At 33.5% G+C, this 17,263-nt stretch carries 11 protein-coding genes; all 11 read right to left on the bottom strand.

The genetic code is table 11. The features are described 5' to 3' along the window. Positions 1–1,626, bottom strand: a complete 1,626-nt coding sequence (locus B6A10_RS07870) for a DUF4957 domain-containing protein (RefSeq protein ID WP_188220438.1) — start codon at positions 1,624–1,626, stop codon at positions 1–3. Between the two features lie 23 nt (positions 1,627–1,649). After that, positions 1,650–3,452 carry a RagB/SusD family nutrient uptake outer membrane protein gene (locus tag B6A10_RS07865; protein WP_188220437.1) on the bottom strand — a complete coding sequence of 601 codons (1,803 nt, stop codon included), beginning with the start codon at positions 3,450–3,452 and terminating at the stop codon, positions 1,650–1,652. A gap of 38 nt (positions 3,453–3,490) precedes the next feature. Continuing rightward, positions 3,491–6,877, bottom strand: a complete 3,387-nt coding sequence (locus B6A10_RS07860; RefSeq protein ID WP_084817098.1) for a SusC/RagA family TonB-linked outer membrane protein — start codon at positions 6,875–6,877, stop codon at positions 3,491–3,493. 459 nt (positions 6,878–7,336) lie between these two features. Further along, entirely contained in the window at positions 7,337–8,263 is a 927-nt protein-coding gene (locus tag B6A10_RS07855) for an alpha/beta hydrolase (protein WP_188220436.1), read from the bottom strand. Between the two features lie 38 nt (positions 8,264–8,301). Further along, positions 8,302–9,273, bottom strand: coding sequence for a pectinesterase family protein (locus B6A10_RS07850; protein ID WP_188220435.1), 972 nt, complete (start codon positions 9,271–9,273; stop codon positions 8,302–8,304). Between the two features lie 301 nt (positions 9,274–9,574). Further along, on the bottom strand, positions 9,575–12,475 hold the full coding sequence (locus B6A10_RS07845) for an exo-beta-1,4-galactosidase (protein ID WP_188220434.1): 2,901 nt from the start codon (positions 12,473–12,475) through the stop codon (positions 9,575–9,577). A gap of 130 nt (positions 12,476–12,605) precedes the next feature. Continuing rightward, on the bottom strand, positions 12,606–13,589 hold the full coding sequence (locus B6A10_RS07840) for a M20/M25/M40 family metallo-hydrolase (RefSeq protein ID WP_188220433.1): 984 nt from the start codon (positions 13,587–13,589) through the stop codon (positions 12,606–12,608). Positions 13,590–13,598: 9 nt separating this feature from the next. Then, on the bottom strand, positions 13,599–13,931 hold the full coding sequence (locus B6A10_RS07835) for an L-rhamnose mutarotase (RefSeq protein WP_055092096.1): 333 nt from the start codon (positions 13,929–13,931) through the stop codon (positions 13,599–13,601). Positions 13,932–13,940: 9 nt separating this feature from the next. Beyond that, a complete protein-coding gene (locus tag B6A10_RS07830) occupies positions 13,941–14,999 on the bottom strand; it encodes a sialidase family protein (protein ID WP_188220432.1) in 1,059 nt (352 codons plus the stop codon). Beyond that, complete coding sequence (locus tag B6A10_RS07825) at positions 14,999–16,333, bottom strand: sugar MFS transporter (protein ID WP_188220431.1); 1,335 nt, start codon at positions 16,331–16,333, stop codon at positions 14,999–15,001. Before B6A10_RS07825 ends, B6A10_RS07830 begins: the two co-directional genes overlap by 1 nt. An 83-nt stretch (positions 16,334–16,416) precedes the next feature. Further along, on the bottom strand, positions 16,417–17,139 hold the full coding sequence (locus tag B6A10_RS07820) for a copper homeostasis protein CutC (RefSeq protein ID WP_055092102.1): 723 nt from the start codon (positions 17,137–17,139) through the stop codon (positions 16,417–16,419). Positions 17,140–17,263 lie beyond the last annotated feature (124 nt).

Here is a 17,263-nt window from a genome sequence, read left to right as displayed (position 1 = left end):
TTACAATCTCCAACGCGGATCTCCACAATCTCTTAAACCTCCAAAACCAGAGTCAATGAATGTAAAATCTCCATTTGCGTAATCTTCCCATAAGGAAGTAGAAGTTCCTGAATACCTAAAATTAATTGGTGATGGAGGACCAACTGTATAAGCCGTATCAGAGGTATCATAAGTATTAGTAAATATAAATGAAGTTTCTGCCATAGTTCCTGACTTAACAAAGTTAAAAGCATAGACTTGGGTATTTGATAAATCCCATCCTCTTGAAATAATTGTATTGGTAAAAAATACACCATCAGTACTATTAGAAGCAAATTCAAATAAATTGGCACCAGCAGCAACTACTTCACTAAAAGTACAATCCTCAATTTTGATACTTGTCACCGGAGTTGTAGCTTTATTTACAAGGAATTTTTGACACTTATAAAGTGTTGAGTTTTTGAATAGAATATTCCCAAAATTAAATCCTGAAGTTGACTCATTCATTAAAACAGAATAATCTCTTATATTGGTAACAATCGAATTATTAATTATAAAATTATTTAACAATCCTGTAGTTCCCGATCTACTTCTCATAAGACCTCTAAAATCATAAATTCTACAATTGTCAAATTTCAATTCGTTAATAGTATATGATTTATCAGGGCTAAATAAATAACCCGAAGGATTTGTTCCCGGAGATAATGGTTGATACAAAGAAACTCCATCAAAAACAACAGAAGTAATATTTGAATTTTCTACAAATTTAAACTGACTAGAGACCGCTATTTTAGCTCCTCCCGGTACAAAACTATATCCGCTCTTAATAGTTACAGATTTACTGAAGCTAAATCCTGTAGCGTTATAAGTATAATTTCCATCCAAAATAATGGTACTAGCTTCGGGTGCAGAAGCCAATGTACTTATTAACAAACTTGGATCATTAGTTCCTCTTAAATCAATAACGTCCGGTCCAGTAGGTAAAGGATCTTTGGTAGTGTAAACCTCCCAACCTCTTACTGTTGAACCACTATAAATGGCAATTTGATATTTGGTTCCCGGTGTTAATCCATAAATGATTTTTTCTCCATTTAGTTTTTCATCGTCCGTAGTAGGATAACTGGCTAAAGGAGTTTGCAATAACTCATCTTCAAAAGCAAAAACTTTAATATCTGTCACTTCTGCTCCAGAATCTACTGTAGCCCAATGTACTTTAGCTCCGGTATCAATAACATCTGATCTTACAGGTATTGCCATTATAGAAGGAAAACGTTGCGTTTTTATATCTCCTAATTCGGATATTTTACTATTATATTGTTCGTCAGAAGCGAAGGCAATAGCTCTTACCTGATATGAAGCATTCCACACTAAATTGTCAAAGACAACCTCATTACTACTCCCTTCATAAGTTTTAATCACCGTTTTAAAAGTATCTCTACTAATTTCTACTTTATATGCAATTGCCGATTTCATTTTGGCCATATTGACAATAATAGTATTATCAATCGAAATTAAGGGCTTATTCAAAACGGGTCTAAAAAGCCTGGTTTGCTTAACCATATCTTCATTCTCACTACAGGAATAAAGGAATAATACTCCAAAAAAGAAAAGCATTATTCTGTATATATTTTTGTTTAAATTTTTCATTTTCTTGAAAGCTTTAAATTAATTTAAAAATTAAATCCGTAACCATCATTTTGTAATAATCCCTGGCTATTAGTTACTGCAACACTTGGAATAGGCATAATATATCTTACCGGAGCTGTGGTATAATTAGCCCAGTTAGTAGTTATCCATGATTGGTAAGGTGATGGATCTGTTGCATTTGGTGTTCGGTGTAAACTAATTAACCAGTTTGCTCTTTTCCAAGTGTCATCAGGAGCTGCAGCAACTTTATTATCTGAATTTAATATTACTAAATTACCACTCTCATCATATTTCCAGTAAAGATAATCCGGTAAATCACCAAATCCTAAATAAGCATCATCTGCCAGTTTTTTGAGTCCTTCAACAGTTTCATTAATTTTAGTATCATATAAATTCCAACGAATTAATTCATACTTACGAATCATTTCTCCACCAAATTCCCAGGCTCTTTCATCTACAATGGCATCAAAAAATGTTGCTTTTCCTGCTGAAACGGAAGCAATATATTGATCTACTTTTTCTGGCCAGTCAACTTGATTAAATGCTCTTTGTCTTACTCGGGCAAATGCTGCTTTAGCGGCCGCTGTAGGACCATTCAATTCATTCTCTGCTTCAGCAAACATTAACAAAACATCAGCATAACGTAACATTGGCCAGTTGATTCCAGTGCCTTTATTAGTTGACGGTCCTGGTGGAGGGTTAAGGTATTCTCTGCTCCATTTTCCTTGAGAAATAGAACCAATAGCCACTACTTGTTGTTTAAAATCTTTATCTCTGTAATACAGTCCGCAGGTAACATCTCTTCTAATATCTTTTTTATCAAATGAATAATAATAAGTTGGCGGCACATTCATATAATTACTTCCGGAACCATACGGATGTGTCCCTGCATCAACCCGAATACCAATATTCCAGGCTACATCACCTTCTCCAATTGCAAATGGAACTTCAAATAAAATATCACTATTACTTGCCACAATAAATTTGGATTCATTTAAAAATACCTGTCTAAAATCTGTAGGCAATTCTCTATCTTTTAAATCCATCAACTTTTTAGAATAATCACGTGCAATAGCATAATAATCTAAATAATCAGACTTTCTTTCCATTGTCATATCCGGTTTCAAAAAATAACCTCCGCGTTGCAAAGCCAGCCTGGCAATCATTCCTAAAGTATATTCTCTATTTACCTGTTCAATTCCATAAGGGAGCTCATCTGCCCATTTCATATCTGCTTCAATATTAATCATATCCTGTATTACAGAAGAAAGAATCATATTTCTATCTTCTTTAGGTAAATTAAATTCCAATCCAGCCCTAGGAGCCTGATTTGAAAAAGGAACATCACCAAAATGGTAAATTAACATGCTATACCAGTAAGCTCTTAAAGTATATGCCTCTCCTAAAAAATGTTTCATATCTTTTTGGATTGCAATATCTGTTGAATTCAAAGCCGCGCTTTTTGTAATTCCATCGATCACAATATTGGCATCTCTAATGGCTTTATAAGCAACTTCCCAAACCACTTTTAAGTCTCCGTTGTTAGGTTGGGCTTCTAAACGCCAAATTTCATAACGGGCTGTACTTCCGGTTCCTGAATTTTGTTCTATATCGGTATTTCCTGTCATATTATTAGACAATCTGGATCTAAATGCATCTTCACTAAAGTGCTGATAAATAGCATTTGTTGCTTTTCTGGCATCATCTACATTAGAAAAAACGTATTGAGTATCAAATGTGGACAATGAATCCGGATCTAAAAAATCAGAACAGGCATTCAAAGACAATGTCAGTGCCAAGATTGATATATATTTTATAATCTTCATAATAGTTTTTTATTATAATTATTAATTAGCTTCAACTTTTAAAAAGTAACATTTACACCGAAAGTAAATGTTCTACTTTTCGGATATGAAGAATAATCTAATCCCGGTGTTAAAGCAGCATAACCATCACTTCTGGTTGAATTTACATCAGGATCAAAACCTGAATATTTGGTCCATAATGCTAAATTGGTTCCTGTAACATAAAATCTTAAACTTGAAACAAGAAATTTTTTCATGGCTTCCATCGGAACGGTATAACCAATAGTCACGTTGTTTAATCTTAAATAGGAACCGTCTTCAATTGCCCAATCGCTAACCACGGGAGTAGAACCTCCAAAAGAGTTGTTCCCGCTCCAAATTGTCTTCCCTTGATTCATTTCTGCTAATTGTGCTAAATCTGTAACTACACTTCCCGCTGTTCCTGTATAAGAACCATCCATATCGATATAAGTAAATCGTTTTGAAGAATTCATAGAATTTAACATATTCCCATAGGAAGAACGATACAATTGGTTATAATCAATTTTACCTGTATTATATACATCATTACCTATAGACCAATTGAAAAAAGCAGATATATCAAAACCTTTCAGATTACTTGTAAATCCAAATCCTCCTTGTGCTTTTGGTAAAGCATCACCAATAACTTTTCTATCATTGGTATCTATTTTCCCATCACCATTTAAATCTTTTAATTTCATATATCCTGGTTTCACACTCGAAACACCAAGAATCCCTTTATTATCCGGAACTCCTTCTTTTAAAACATAACTTTTAGAATTTTCATTATAGCTATCGAAATCATCTACCGTGTACATTCCGTCATTAACATAACCATATATTAAACCAACCGACTTACCTACTCTTAAATAATAATCATCTCTGTCTTTCAAATCAGTACTACCCCAGTTCGATTGAAAAAAGCGTTCAGTTGTACCATCTAAAGCAACTATTTTAGCTTTATTGGTTCCTATATTAAAATTAAAATTCAGGGAAAAATCTTTTTTATTAATTAAACTTGTATTTACAGCTAACTCAACCCCTTCATTAGACGTACTACCAATATTTGCCCATTGTGAACTAAATCCTGATGTTTGAGAAACAGCAGATTGTAATAATAAATCTTTAGTTGTGTTTCTATATACATCCAAACTACCATTAATCGCTGAATTAAATAATCTGAAATCTAATCCTGCATTTCTGTTGATAGTTGTCTCCCAAATCAAATCCGGATTAAATAATACATTCCCGTTTATTCCATAATATACATTGTAATTATTGGTTCCAAAACCAGGTCCATTATTAGTATCCGATTTAAATAAAAATTTTGTTGAGTTTGCAGGAATTCTGTCATTTCCTGTTTCCCCATAAGTCAATCTTAATTTTAATTCATCAACAATTTTAGAATTTTTCAAAAATGGTTCATTAGATATTTTCCATCCTATTGCAAATGCAGGAAATATACCAACATTATTTTCCTTGCTAAATTTACTTGAGGCATCGCGACGGGCGGTTGCTGTAAATAAATATTTGTCTTTAAAAGAATAATTTAGTCTTCCAAAGAAAGAATAATAATTTTCATCCGTATTTTCATAAGTACTATATTCTATTAAAGTCCCTAAATTCATGGAAGCAAACATTTCTTTAGGAGTTATAGATTCTCTAAAATTCTCCACTCTGGCATGTTGCGATTTTCCACCACTAGAACGTACTTCCTGCCCTAATAAAATTCCTAATTGATGTTCTCCAATATTTTTAAAATCATAATTTAAAGTATTTGATACTCTATATGAAAAACCTTCAGAATTATCTTTAGTACCTAATGGCAAACTATTTCCCTCCTGTTGCGCTACACCTGTCAAAGGGCCATAAAATCGTAAATTTTCTCCAAAAGATCTACTGGTAGTTACCGTAGATTGTGCCTTTAAATTATCTAAAATATCCCATGATAATCCGGCATTAAACACGTAAGTTCTTGTAGTTCTTTTTCTCCAATCCTGCTTTGCTAAATCTACCGGATTTATCAAATTCAAAATAAATGACTGATAATCGTCTTCATTATCTACATTAGCAATATCAAATTCTAATTCATCAGCAATACCATTTGTAGGTCTTGATGTGACTAGATTTTTAATTCTAATTTGAGAACTACCAGAAGTTCCGGCTCCATCCACTTCTAAATTGGTAATTCTGGAAGATAAATCCAATCTTAATTTTTTAGAGATTTCATGATTTAATTTAAAATTAAGTACATCACGATTTAACCCGGATCCAATCATTAATCCCTGATCTCTATTGGAAGTATAACTCAAAGACATTTTTGTTTTTTCGCTTCCTCCGGAAATACTTAAATTATTATATCTGGAAATAGTAGAATTACCTAAAACTTCATCTTGCCAGTCGTTAGCTTTTTTATATTTATAAAGTTCTAAATCATCGAATTTTCCAAAATATTTTTCAAAATTTCGAACGTCAGCATCCGATTTCATTCTTGCCGTTTCATATTGCATTTGAACATATTCATATGGCGACAATACATCTAATTTTCTGTCTTTTGGTAATTTTAACAACTGCATGTAAGAGTTGTAACTTATAGTTGTTTTTCCAACTTTAGGTTTTTTGGTAGTAATAACTACAACACCATTAGCTCCCTGAGCACCATAAATAGCTGTAGTAGCAGCATCTTTCAAAATATCAATACTCTGAATATCACTTGGTGGTATATCATTTATATTACTCACTATAAAACCATCTACAACATACAAAGGTGAGTTATCCTGAGTAATAGATCCTCCTCCCCTCACGCGAATTACAATATCGGCACCAGGAGCACCATCGACTGATTGCACACTTACACCTGCCAATCGTCCTGCCATCGCTTCTGCTACATTTGTTACAGGAATTTTAGATAATTCTTTAGCTCCTATTGAAGCTACAGAACCTAACAGGTTCTCTTTCTTTATGGTTCCATATCCAAAAGAAACTACCTTCACTTCGTCGAGATCAGTTGCTGAATCTTTCATTGTTATGGACAAAGTTGTTTTTCCTGCTATTGCTACATCACGGGTTTCCATTCCTATAAATGAAAAAACCAGATGACCATTAGCAGGAACATTTGCAATTACAAATTTTCCATCAATATCAGTTACAACACTATTTTTAGTTCCCTTTAAAAGTACTGTAACACCAGGTACCCCCATGCCATTGCTATCAACCACCGTACCTTTTACTGTTATTTCATTTTGAATAACATCCGTTAATGTATTGACTTCTGTATATCTGCCATTTAAATAATTTATGGTTTTAGATTTGACATTAGCACTAATTGTAAATTCAATTAAAGAAAATGCAATTGAAAACAATAGCGTTTTTCTTTTCAAAAATTGAAACAAGTCAAAGTTGTCCTTCGACAAATAATTCTTCATAATTTTTTGGTTTAGTTAGTTAATAATTGTTGGTGTTCCGGAGAATCGTTTTTTTTCTGATGGTAAACTCAATTCAACTAAAAATCTCCGGAAAAGCAGTTGTCTTTTTTTACATAATAATCTATTTATAAGGTTTCACAATAAAAATTAAACAATTAGCATTTTTATAATAATTAAAATTAATTTATATAAATTTTAACCTAAATAAAATGCATTTTGTTTATTTCAAAAGTAATTTTTAGTAAACTGAAGAACAGGGATAAAATACAAATTGAAGGGGGTCAAATTACCAAAACCCTTGTTTTTAAGGAAGTTTAAAACAAATTACAATACTAGACCTAAAAACCAATTTGAAGTAGTATTCACTTTTTCTCAAAAAACAAATCCGCAGTAAAAAATGATTTTAATGCGGATTTTTTCGATCTAAAATTTCTCTTCCGTTTATAAAAATATAATTTACTACATCTTAGTTTTTAAAAATCCCAACTCTTTTAGCCAAAGTTCGCATAGACTAGTCCAAAGTTCCGTAGAACCGGGGTTGTTTCTTAAAGCAATGGAATGCCCTCCCTGTGGAAAGATATGCAATGTTGATTGTATCACTTTTGACTGTAAAAGTGCATTATAGTATTGCAAACTGTTTAATGGATTAACAACCGGATCATTTGCTGCACACACCACAAAAGCTGGAGAAATAGCCGAATCAACATTTAATTCTCCTGAAAAAAGAGTCTCTAATTCATCTGAAGTTTTTTCTCCTAATAAAGCATCGTGACTCCCTTTATGAGACTTTTGTCTCATACTGATAGCACCGGAAACAATAATCTGAAAATCCGGATTTATCGACACTAAATCTAAGGAATCATTTATTTTCGAATAATCGGTTTTAATCGTTGCCAAATTCGCAGCCAAACCTCCACCTGCTGAACATCCCATGACACCTATTTTATTCCTATCAATTCCCCATTTATCGGCATGATCCCTAACAATTTTCATAGCTCGCTGTGCATCCATTAAAGGTCCGAAAGCGGGAGTTTTTAAATCAGGCGAAGTAGGAAGTCGATACATCACTACAAAGGCATTTACCCCAATGGTGTTGAACCATTTAGCCAATTGCAATCCGGCAATGTTATAAGTCAGTTTTTGATAACCTCCCGGCGGAAATATTAAAACGGCCGTTCCGGAATTTTCTTCTTTCGATGTAAAAAAAGTATACATTCCCGGCACATCTACCTGAGTGATACGTTCGCGTTCTTCAATACGCTCTAACTTCATTCCCTTAGAATTAGGCATTTTCCCTTTAGGCCAAAGCGGGATATAATCCTGTCCCAATGCGGAAAAAGACAAAAAAAGAACGAATAGTAGATTTAATTTTTTTATACTTTTCATATTAAAAACGATTTTGTAGGCTAATCAAAAAAAGCGAACTACATATCCCCTTTTTCTAAATCCCAATTACTTTCTTTTTGAAAAATATTTTTAAACTGATATTTTTCAGCCTGACTTTTAGTTAACTGATGCGACCAACTCACCCGTTTCGAAACATTCGCGCCTTCTCCATTATTATTGTACTCAGCAAAAAAAGCAGTCTTTTCTTTTTTAGGATTGTCCCAATTATGCCAGCCAACAGCCAAAATATGTTTCCCTAAATCACAATCCATAAAAACTACTTTAGCATAATCCCGCCAAGGTCTGCCTAAATAAACTTTATCAACTCCGTCATCAGCAGTTAAATGGCATTTTGTAAATACATATCCAAAAACATTCTCTTGTGGAGTATTGGCAGCCGTAATAAAAGAATTAGTTTTGCTGTGTATTTCACAACCCTCAAAAATAGCCGTAGCAGCGCCAAAAATAAAATCTGTCGTACCGGAAATATAGCAGTTTTTAAAATACTGCCTACTGTTCTTTCCCGCTGTATATAAAGTATCCTGATTCCCTAAAATACTGCAATTTGAGGCTATAAAAAAATCACCTTCCACATGTAAAGCCACAGCCTGACCAACTCTCCCTGCCGAATTTTCGACAGTAAGATTTTCTATTTTGATATAATCACCTAAAATTTTCAGAGTATAACTCGTAAAAGTTCCTATTCCCTGCTGTCCGGAATAATTATTATAATCGATAATGGTTTCTTTCTCACTTTCACCAACAAGCGTAATATTGCTGTGAAAAGAGTCTATTAAAATTTTCTCTTTATAATGTCCCTTTTTTATAAATATTATCTTTTCCTCCATTGAAAAAGCACCACAGGCAGTCACCGCTTCCTGTATCGATTGATAATCTCCGGAACCATCCAGAGCAACAATGTAAGTATATCGGGGATTTGTGGCAAATAATGTATTTGTCGAAATTAACAACAAACAACTTAGTAGCCACCCAAAAAAATATTTCTTCATTCTTCATTAATATTAAAAAAAGAAAGAATAACAAACTGTAATTTATTATCCTTTCTTTAAAAACTAACCATTAAATTTTCAAAATCATAGTACTCTCTTTAAGTATAGTCCTTTTAAAAATTTTATTACTAACCTTCTACAAACTTCGTTTTTCTAATGCTTAACAAGTAGGCTATTTTACAATTTAAATAGGGTAATATTACAACAAACCTCTTTATCCAATTATTTTAATCTCAAAATAGTGCAAACAAAAAAGGAGTTAAAACTTAATTCAACTCCTTTCTTTTTTACTATTCTATTTCTATTTTACTTTATTCTGATTCGAATTGGGTTTCAATTCGTCCGGACTGTCTTTAGTATAAGTATTAAAAACTTCTTTTGACGGACTTACCATAATATCCTGAATTACTTCAAAAGCCACTTTATTTTTCGGATTAAAATTATCCGAATTCATATAATTTTGAAGCGAATAAAACAATTGTCTCGAAGCCAATTTGTTTTGTACTTCCGGACCTAAATTAGCACTACTTACTATAATTTTTCCCTTTCCTACCTGAGCTTCAAAAACCAAAGCCAATCTTCGATTCATAAACCAAGTATCTATAGGCTGGATTAACGGACGGAAATCAGCAGGAAAATCTTCTAAATTCATCACCTGAGCTCTGTTTTGAATATCCCACCATTGCAAATCGCTATAATAATTGGTTGGAAAATTTTTAAACGCCGGACTTTTATCCTGAATTAACATTCCGGTTACGTGTGGCGGACGCATTTTGAACCAGGAAGTATTCCAAAAAACAGGTAAAAAGTTCATGGCCACTTCTTTTCCTTTTACCACTTTGCCAGCAACATTCAAAAATACTTTTCCTCCTTTGTCTAAAACTGCTTTGGCTTTTTCATCCAAAACACTAGTATAATATATTGATGGAGTAACTTCTGTCTTTACTTCAGGATACACCCAAAAATCCCAATCATTTGCAAAGTGGGTTCCCTCTACTTTTACTTCCAGATTATATTTACCAGCTTCTTTAATTTGATTCAAAGAAAAACTCAAATTCCCTACCGCTATACCATTTCCGTTTTCATAGGTTTTGGCAGCAAAATTTCCGGAAGTAAGCAATTTTCCGCTTTCATCTTTTATGGTCCAACTAACAACCGTATTTTTTAATGGCATATCAGCAACATGAAATAATAAAATATCCGCTTTGAAAGTTTCATTAGTATTGTAGACAAACTTTTCAATCTTTGCCAATGGCACAGTTGAATTACAAAAACGGGAAAACTCATCAGCCGTTACATATCCTTTTTCCTGAAAAAAAGCATCCAAAACACCTACTAAAGCCGTTCCCTGCCCTGGAAAATCCTGTAAACCTAACATTTGGAAACCTCCGTAATCAGGAGTACGAAGTATTTTTTCGATTTCATTTTTATAACAAAGCACTTGTAATTTTCCGGATGCATTCAAGAAATCTTTCGCCTGGTCACCCATGTGATGATCGGCTAAATCCTGACGGAACATCTCAAAATTTTTGGCACGATACACTCCGGTATATTTTTGGATTTCATCAAAATTTGGAAACACACAATATTGACCAATTTCATGCGCTATAAATGGTACTTTGAACTTTTGAATTTCCGCACTAAAATCGGAAACTGATTCTAAAGTTTTATCCCATTTTAAACCGCGAACACCACCGCGAACTAAATATTCCGCATTAGGTACAACTGGCCAACTTCCTCCTACTGACATTCCGGTATAAACTCTTCTGCTGTCTTTTGCTTTCCAAAAATCAACAAATTCGTTCAAATATTTCACCTGATTCCCTGCCGGTTCATTTCCTGCTGATAACATGGTAAATGAAGCATAATTACCATAATCCTTAGCCATACGTTCCGTTTCCTCATAAAGGAATTTATCTACAGGCTGTCCTAAACCTATTTTTGGTCCGTGATTTGGCCAGCTTGGACCTTCAGGTTGTAAATACAATCCCTCTTTATCTGCTGCTATAAAAGCTTCTTCCGGTGGACACCAGGAATGAAAACGTACGTGATTCAATCCATAAGATTTAATCTTTTTAAAAGTAACTTCCCACTCTTCTACCGTTGTTGCCGGATAACCCGTAAGAGGAAATTCGCAGTTATGAACCGTTCCTCTCAACACTACCGGAACACCATTTATCATAAAATGATTCCCCTGAATTTTAAATTCACGCATTCCAAAAGAAACCATTTTCTCAGTTTGAATCGCTTTGGAATCTAATTTTACTTTCAAATTGTACAAAGCAGGATGAAATTCGTCCCAAGTCAACATTCCTTTGCCAAAAGGCAATTCGAGCGTAATAGCATTTTTAGCTCCTTTTGCGACTGAAACTTTAGTGACAAATTCTTTGGTAGCATCTGAACTCGTACTATTAAAACTTTTAGCCGAAATAGAAATATTGCCTTTAAAGTTTTTAAAAGAATTATTAGATACCGAAATTTTCACAACAGCCTTTCGGTTTTTCAAATCCGGAAACACCTGAACATTATCAAAAAATACAGGTTCAAAAGTTTGCAGAGCAATATCCCCAACTATTCCGTTCCAGTTTCCCTGCGTATGATCAGTGACACTATGTGAATCAGGACCTACGTTATTTTTTTTAATACTATTATCTATTCGAATGGAAATGCGCTGTTTTCCAGCAACTAAAAAATTGGTTAAATCGTAGTCATGTGGCGTAACTAACGAATTTTGCATCCCCACTTCTTTGTCGTTTACCCAAACACGGGTTTCAATATGCGCTCTTTCCAAATGCAAAACGATACGCTTTCCTTTCCAGTTTTCAGGAATGGTAACCTCTTTTTGATACCAGGCAGCACCTACATAATGACGGGCTGGCGTTAACCAAAAAGGAATATGAATATTTCCGGGTTGACGGTATTTTTCCAAACTAGGTCTGAAATAAAACGAACTGTCATAAATAGAACCTGTCCATTTGGTTTTCAAAGTAATTTCGTCTCCTTTTAAAAATTCAGCCATGGAACCCGGCAAATGAATTTTGTCTGAAAGATTCTTATTGAACCATTTTTGAGAAATACCTTCGTCATTGCGGTCCATCTGAAATTGCCAGTCGCCTTTTAAACTAATTACTTTATTCTGTGCCATTGCACTAAAACAAAACAGCACTAAAACAAGACTACAATAGAAAAACTTTTTTATCATTTTGGTTTATTTATAGTTTAAAATTCAATCATAAACTACAAATATTATTCTTTATTCCTAAACTAACTAATTTATTAAATAAACAAATTTGTGACGACCTTAATAATAGACAACAGTAATTTTAAAAATTTTAATTCTGATTTATAAAATATAACGGTTGAGAATAATTAGCAATTGCAATTAAAGCATTGTAAATATATTGACTCACCAAAGCACCACCTTCAAAATTGATTAAATCGATATCATCTTCGGGAGTGTGGTACTGTGGATGCCCTCCGGTATGAAAACCAACGGCAGAAATTCCCGCTCTGTAAAAAGAAACATGGTCCGATCCGCCTATGTCACCAGCATGAATAACCGGATTTAAACCGCTATTTTCGCCTAATCTTTTCATTAAATCCACCCCATCCGGGAAAGTACCGGCACCTCCCATATAAATTTGTTTTTCGGCATTTAAACGTCCTACCATATCCATATTCAGCATTACTTTTACGGATACTATAGGAACTTGCAAATGATTGATAAAATATTTTGACCCTAACAAGCCTTCTTCTTCTCCGCTAAAAGAAACAAAAATGAGACTTCTTTTAGGTTTTACTTTAGACTTAGAAACTTTCTCTAAAACACAAAGTAAAGCAGCAACTCCCGAAGCATTGTCATCGGCTCCATTATGAATCGCCACAGTATCTTTCTTTTTGCTGCTGGAACCTACTCCGCCCCAACCCCAGTGGTCGTAATGCGCTCCAATTACAATGTATTCGTTTTTGAGTTTTGGATCTGAACCTTCAATAAATCCAACAACATTCTGCGTTTGCACCGTGTCCGAAGGCATTTTATTTACTCCTTCTTTGACAAATAATTTAAAGTATTGATAATAGGAATCTCCTTTGAGAGGCTTTAAACCGTATTTCTTAAAATATTTTTTGATGTAAGCTGCGGCAGCATTATTTTGTTTAGTCCCTGGAAATCTACCTTCCATTTTATCCGAAGAAAGATATTTATCATGCTTGTAAAATGTTTTAGCCAAATGACTATCCTGAGCATTTACAGCACAACTTAAAAAGACAGCAATTGCCCAAAAATATTTCCACTCATTTTTTTTTACTAATAACATATTTAATGATTATTTTAATTCGAAAATTTTATCCATCAACATCCATTTCTCACCTGGTTGCGCATCCGGAAGTGCTTGTTGAAATTTCCACATTAAGGTTTCCCATTCCTGAACTTTTGGATTTATAGCATCCAATTTTGATTTTTTCGCAAAAGAAAAGTTTTCATCAACTTCCATAATCATCAGCAAACGATTTTGCACATTGTATATCTCCAAATTTATAATTCCGGATTCTTTTATACTCTCTATAATTTCAGGCCAAACATTCTGGTGAAAAGTTTTATATTCTTCAATTAAATGAGAATCATTTTTTAAATCCAAAGCAAGACAGTATTTTTTCATAAACTATAATTATTTTTTCATTTCAAAACTTACATACTTAATATATTTCCTGTTATAAGTATATACAATATGAATTTTACCATTAGCCGTTTGAATAATAGCGGGATAGCTAAATTCTCCTTCTTTTTGATTTTCTAGATCCAATAACTTCTCCCATTTCACACCATCTATTGAATATTCAACATCCAAAATATTTCGACCATAAAACCAATCTTTACCTTGTGGCAATGGATTGTTAACTAATAAAAAAGAATGTTTGGATAAACTTAAAGAATCAATACCTGAATTTGAATTCACTACATCAATGATTTCAGCATTAGTCCATGTTTGACCATTATTAACAGACCAGCTAGTTACCAACTTATTATGTTTACTTCTAAAAAGTAATTGTAATTTTTTATTGGAATGTTCTAAAATTGTAGGCTGAATTATATCGTATTCCCTATCATTTGGAATGGAAATTTTAGACCAGCTATCAGTTAATTCATTATAGATTTCTAAATGAGCACGCCATTGATTATTTTCGACACTTTCGGTACTGCTCCCGCATAAAATAACACCCGGATTAACTTCAATAGCTTTATTTCTAATTGGTCCCAAAAATCCATCCGGTAAATATTTAGGTGAACTCCAGGAATTTCCATTATCTAAAGATGTAACCATAGCTCCAAACCATTCTCTTGGATTTTTACCCACTTTATAAAAAAGGTATAACTTTTTAGTTGTTTTACTCTTAAATAAAACTGGATTCCAACAAGCCAAGGTATCTCCTTTTATTATGGCAGGTTTTATAACTAACTGAGGTTTGGTCCATCCCTTTTCTTCTAATTTTGAAGTATAAATAGCTACATCTTTAGCCCCTTCATAACTTCCTCCAAACCATGCTGCCATAATTTTATTTGGCTTATATTCAACTAAAGTTGCTGCATGGCTATTAATGGTTACTGGTTCACTTGCAATATAACTGTTTGTAACCTTAATGACAGAAGGTTTCTTAAGCAAGGCATTACAGGAAAAAAACATTGAAACAATCCCTAAAACAAAATATTTTAATTTTAAAAACTTCATTATTTTTCGCCTTTAAGTCCTAATTTATGCCCGGCAACAGCATAATATAAAATAACCAGATAACAAGGTAATAAAATCCAATAACCTTTAGTGGAAGCGGTAGCCGTTGCCAGAGCCTCGTCCATCCCCTGTGTTAAAAATTCCGCTTTATTGGCATCAACCCATTTTCCATACAAAGGCGGAATAATAGCTCCTCCAGAAATAGCCATAACCAATAAAGCCGAAGCCGTTTTAGTAAATTTTCCCAATCCGTTTAAAGTAAGAGGCCAAATGGCAGGCCAAACCAAAGCATTGGCCATTCCCAGAGCTGCTACAAACAGAACAGAAGTAAATCCAGAAGTAAACACAATACAAAATGAAAATATAATACCAAGTAAGGCACTAAGTTTTAAAGCTAAAGTTTGCCCAATGTATTTTGGAATCAAAAATGCTCCCAAAGCATAAGTGGCAACCATAGCCATCAAAGTGAAAGTAGTAAAAAACTTAGCGTCGGCAACAGGAATTCCTAATGAAATTCCGTATGCGATAATAGTATCACCGGCAATAACCTCTACTCCCACATACATAAAAAGCGTAAATACCCCCAACCATAGATGCGGAAATTGAAAAATACTCGTTTTTGTATTTGTTCCGTCATTGGATTCCTTAATTGGAGCTGCTTCTACATCAGGTAAAGGAGCTTTTCTAATTAATAATCCCAAAATAAATAAGACTGATGCCATAACCACATAAGGCATTACCACGCTATCAGCCATTGTATTTAATAATTCGGTTTTTTCGGCAGCGCTAACGACATTTAATTTTTCTTTGATTTCATCAATACCGGTTAAAAGCAATGCCCCAAAAATAAGAGAACCTAAAGCACCTGCTACTTTATTAGCTATTCCCATAATAGAAATGCGTTTGGCAGCACTTTCTATTGGACCTAAAATAGTAATATAGGGATTGGATGCTGTTTGTAATAAAGTCATTCCCGCTCCCTGAATAAAAATTCCCAGTAAAAACATCCAATACGTTCTTGCTTCAGCAGCCGGAATAAAAACTAAGGCTCCCAAGCCCATAATAAATAAGCCCAAAGACATTCCTTTTTTATACCCAACTTTAGACAAAACATAAGAAGCCGGTAAAGCCATCACCACAAACGAAATGTAAGAAGCCGAAGCAACAAGAAAAGATTGGGCTGAAGTTAATTCATTAATGGTTTTCATAAACGGAATTAAAGCTCCGTTAATCCAGGTAACAAATCCAAAAATAAAAAATAGTCCTGCTATAATTAAGATTGGAATCAAACTATTATTTTTAGTTTGCGGTAAAGTGATGCTGCTAGTATTCATTTTAATTATCTTTTGTATGTTCAATCACATTTATGAGTTGAAACAATGAGTATTTATGTCAGTAGTATGTCGTAATAGGCACTTTAACTAACGGATGCTAGTATTTTTTTAATTTTATCATAATCAGAGTGAACGAGAATATGTTCATCAAAAAAAACGGAACTATTCATCGGTATTGTTCCCAATTTATTTACATAGTGTATAGTCGAAGCTGAACAATGAATTTCATTAAATCCGGCTTCTTTAAATTGCAATGCATTTTCAGAATTGATTCCACTGCCCGGAAGGATTATTAATTTGTTATGAGCCTTTGTTTCTAAATCTTTTAGATGTTCTATTCCTTCAGTTGCTGAAGTACTTTTTCCGGAAGTCAAAATTCGATTTACACCAATATTTTTTAATATTTCAAGTGCTTCAAAAGAATCTTCAACCCAATCAAAAGCTCTGTGAAAAGTAAATGATAATGGTTTTGACAATTCAATTAATTCTTGCGTTCTAATAACATCAATCGTATTGTCTGATTTTAAAACGCCTGAAACAATTCCCTGACATCCCAATTCTTTGCACAGTTTAATATCTGCTTTCATAATTTCAAATTCTTCATCAGAATAAATAAAATTTCCACTCCGTGGTCTTATCAATACATGTACCGGTATGGAAAGATTATCCTTTACTCTTTTGATTAAGCCATATGAGGGCGTAATTCCTCCCAAGGCTAATTCAGAACACAACTCTATACGATGTGCGCCAGCATTTTGCGCATTTGTGGCCGATTGATACGATGAAGCACAGATCTCAAGTTTCATAAGTATTGATTAAATAATTCCATAAGTTCACTAAAAGAAATGACATTTAGAAAAAATAAAAGGAGAATTCCTTCTCCTTTTATTTTAATTATTAAATGAAAGAGATTAAAAAATCATCTCAAAA

Origin of the sequence: Flavobacterium pokkalii, from assembly GCF_014596575.1 — a bacterium.
Lineage (GTDB): Bacteria > Bacteroidota > Bacteroidia > Flavobacteriales > Flavobacteriaceae > Flavobacterium > Flavobacterium pokkalii.
This window is presented reverse-complemented; position numbering and strand designations above follow the sequence as displayed.

Bases quoted from the DNA above. Each gene is read 5' to 3' on its own strand.
- B6A10_RS07870 (WP_188220438.1), bottom strand. From the start codon at position 1,626: ATGAAAAATTTAAACAAAAATATATACAGAATAATGCTTTTCTTTTTT.
- B6A10_RS07865 (WP_188220437.1), bottom strand. From the start codon at position 3,452: ATGAAGATTATAAAATATATATCAATCTTGGCACTGACATTGTCTTTG.
- B6A10_RS07860 (WP_084817098.1), bottom strand. From the start codon at position 6,877: ATGAAGAATTATTTGTCGAAGGACAACTTTGACTTGTTTCAATTTTTG.
- B6A10_RS07855 (WP_188220436.1), bottom strand. From the start codon at position 8,263: ATGAAAAGTATAAAAAAATTAAATCTACTATTCGTTCTTTTTTTGTCT.
- B6A10_RS07850 (WP_188220435.1), bottom strand. From the start codon at position 9,273: ATGAAGAAATATTTTTTTGGGTGGCTACTAAGTTGTTTGTTGTTAATT.
- B6A10_RS07845 (WP_188220434.1), bottom strand. From the start codon at position 12,475: ATGATAAAAAAGTTTTTCTATTGTAGTCTTGTTTTAGTGCTGTTTTGT.
- B6A10_RS07840 (WP_188220433.1), bottom strand. From the start codon at position 13,589: ATGTTATTAGTAAAAAAAAATGAGTGGAAATATTTTTGGGCAATTGCT.
- B6A10_RS07835 (WP_055092096.1), bottom strand. From the start codon at position 13,931: ATGAAAAAATACTGTCTTGCTTTGGATTTAAAAAATGATTCTCATTTA.
- B6A10_RS07830 (WP_188220432.1), bottom strand. From the start codon at position 14,999: ATGAAGTTTTTAAAATTAAAATATTTTGTTTTAGGGATTGTTTCAATG.
- B6A10_RS07825 (WP_188220431.1), bottom strand. From the start codon at position 16,333: ATGAATACTAGCAGCATCACTTTACCGCAAACTAAAAATAATAGTTTG.
- B6A10_RS07820 (WP_055092102.1), bottom strand. From the start codon at position 17,139: ATGAAACTTGAGATCTGTGCTTCATCGTATCAATCGGCCACAAATGCG.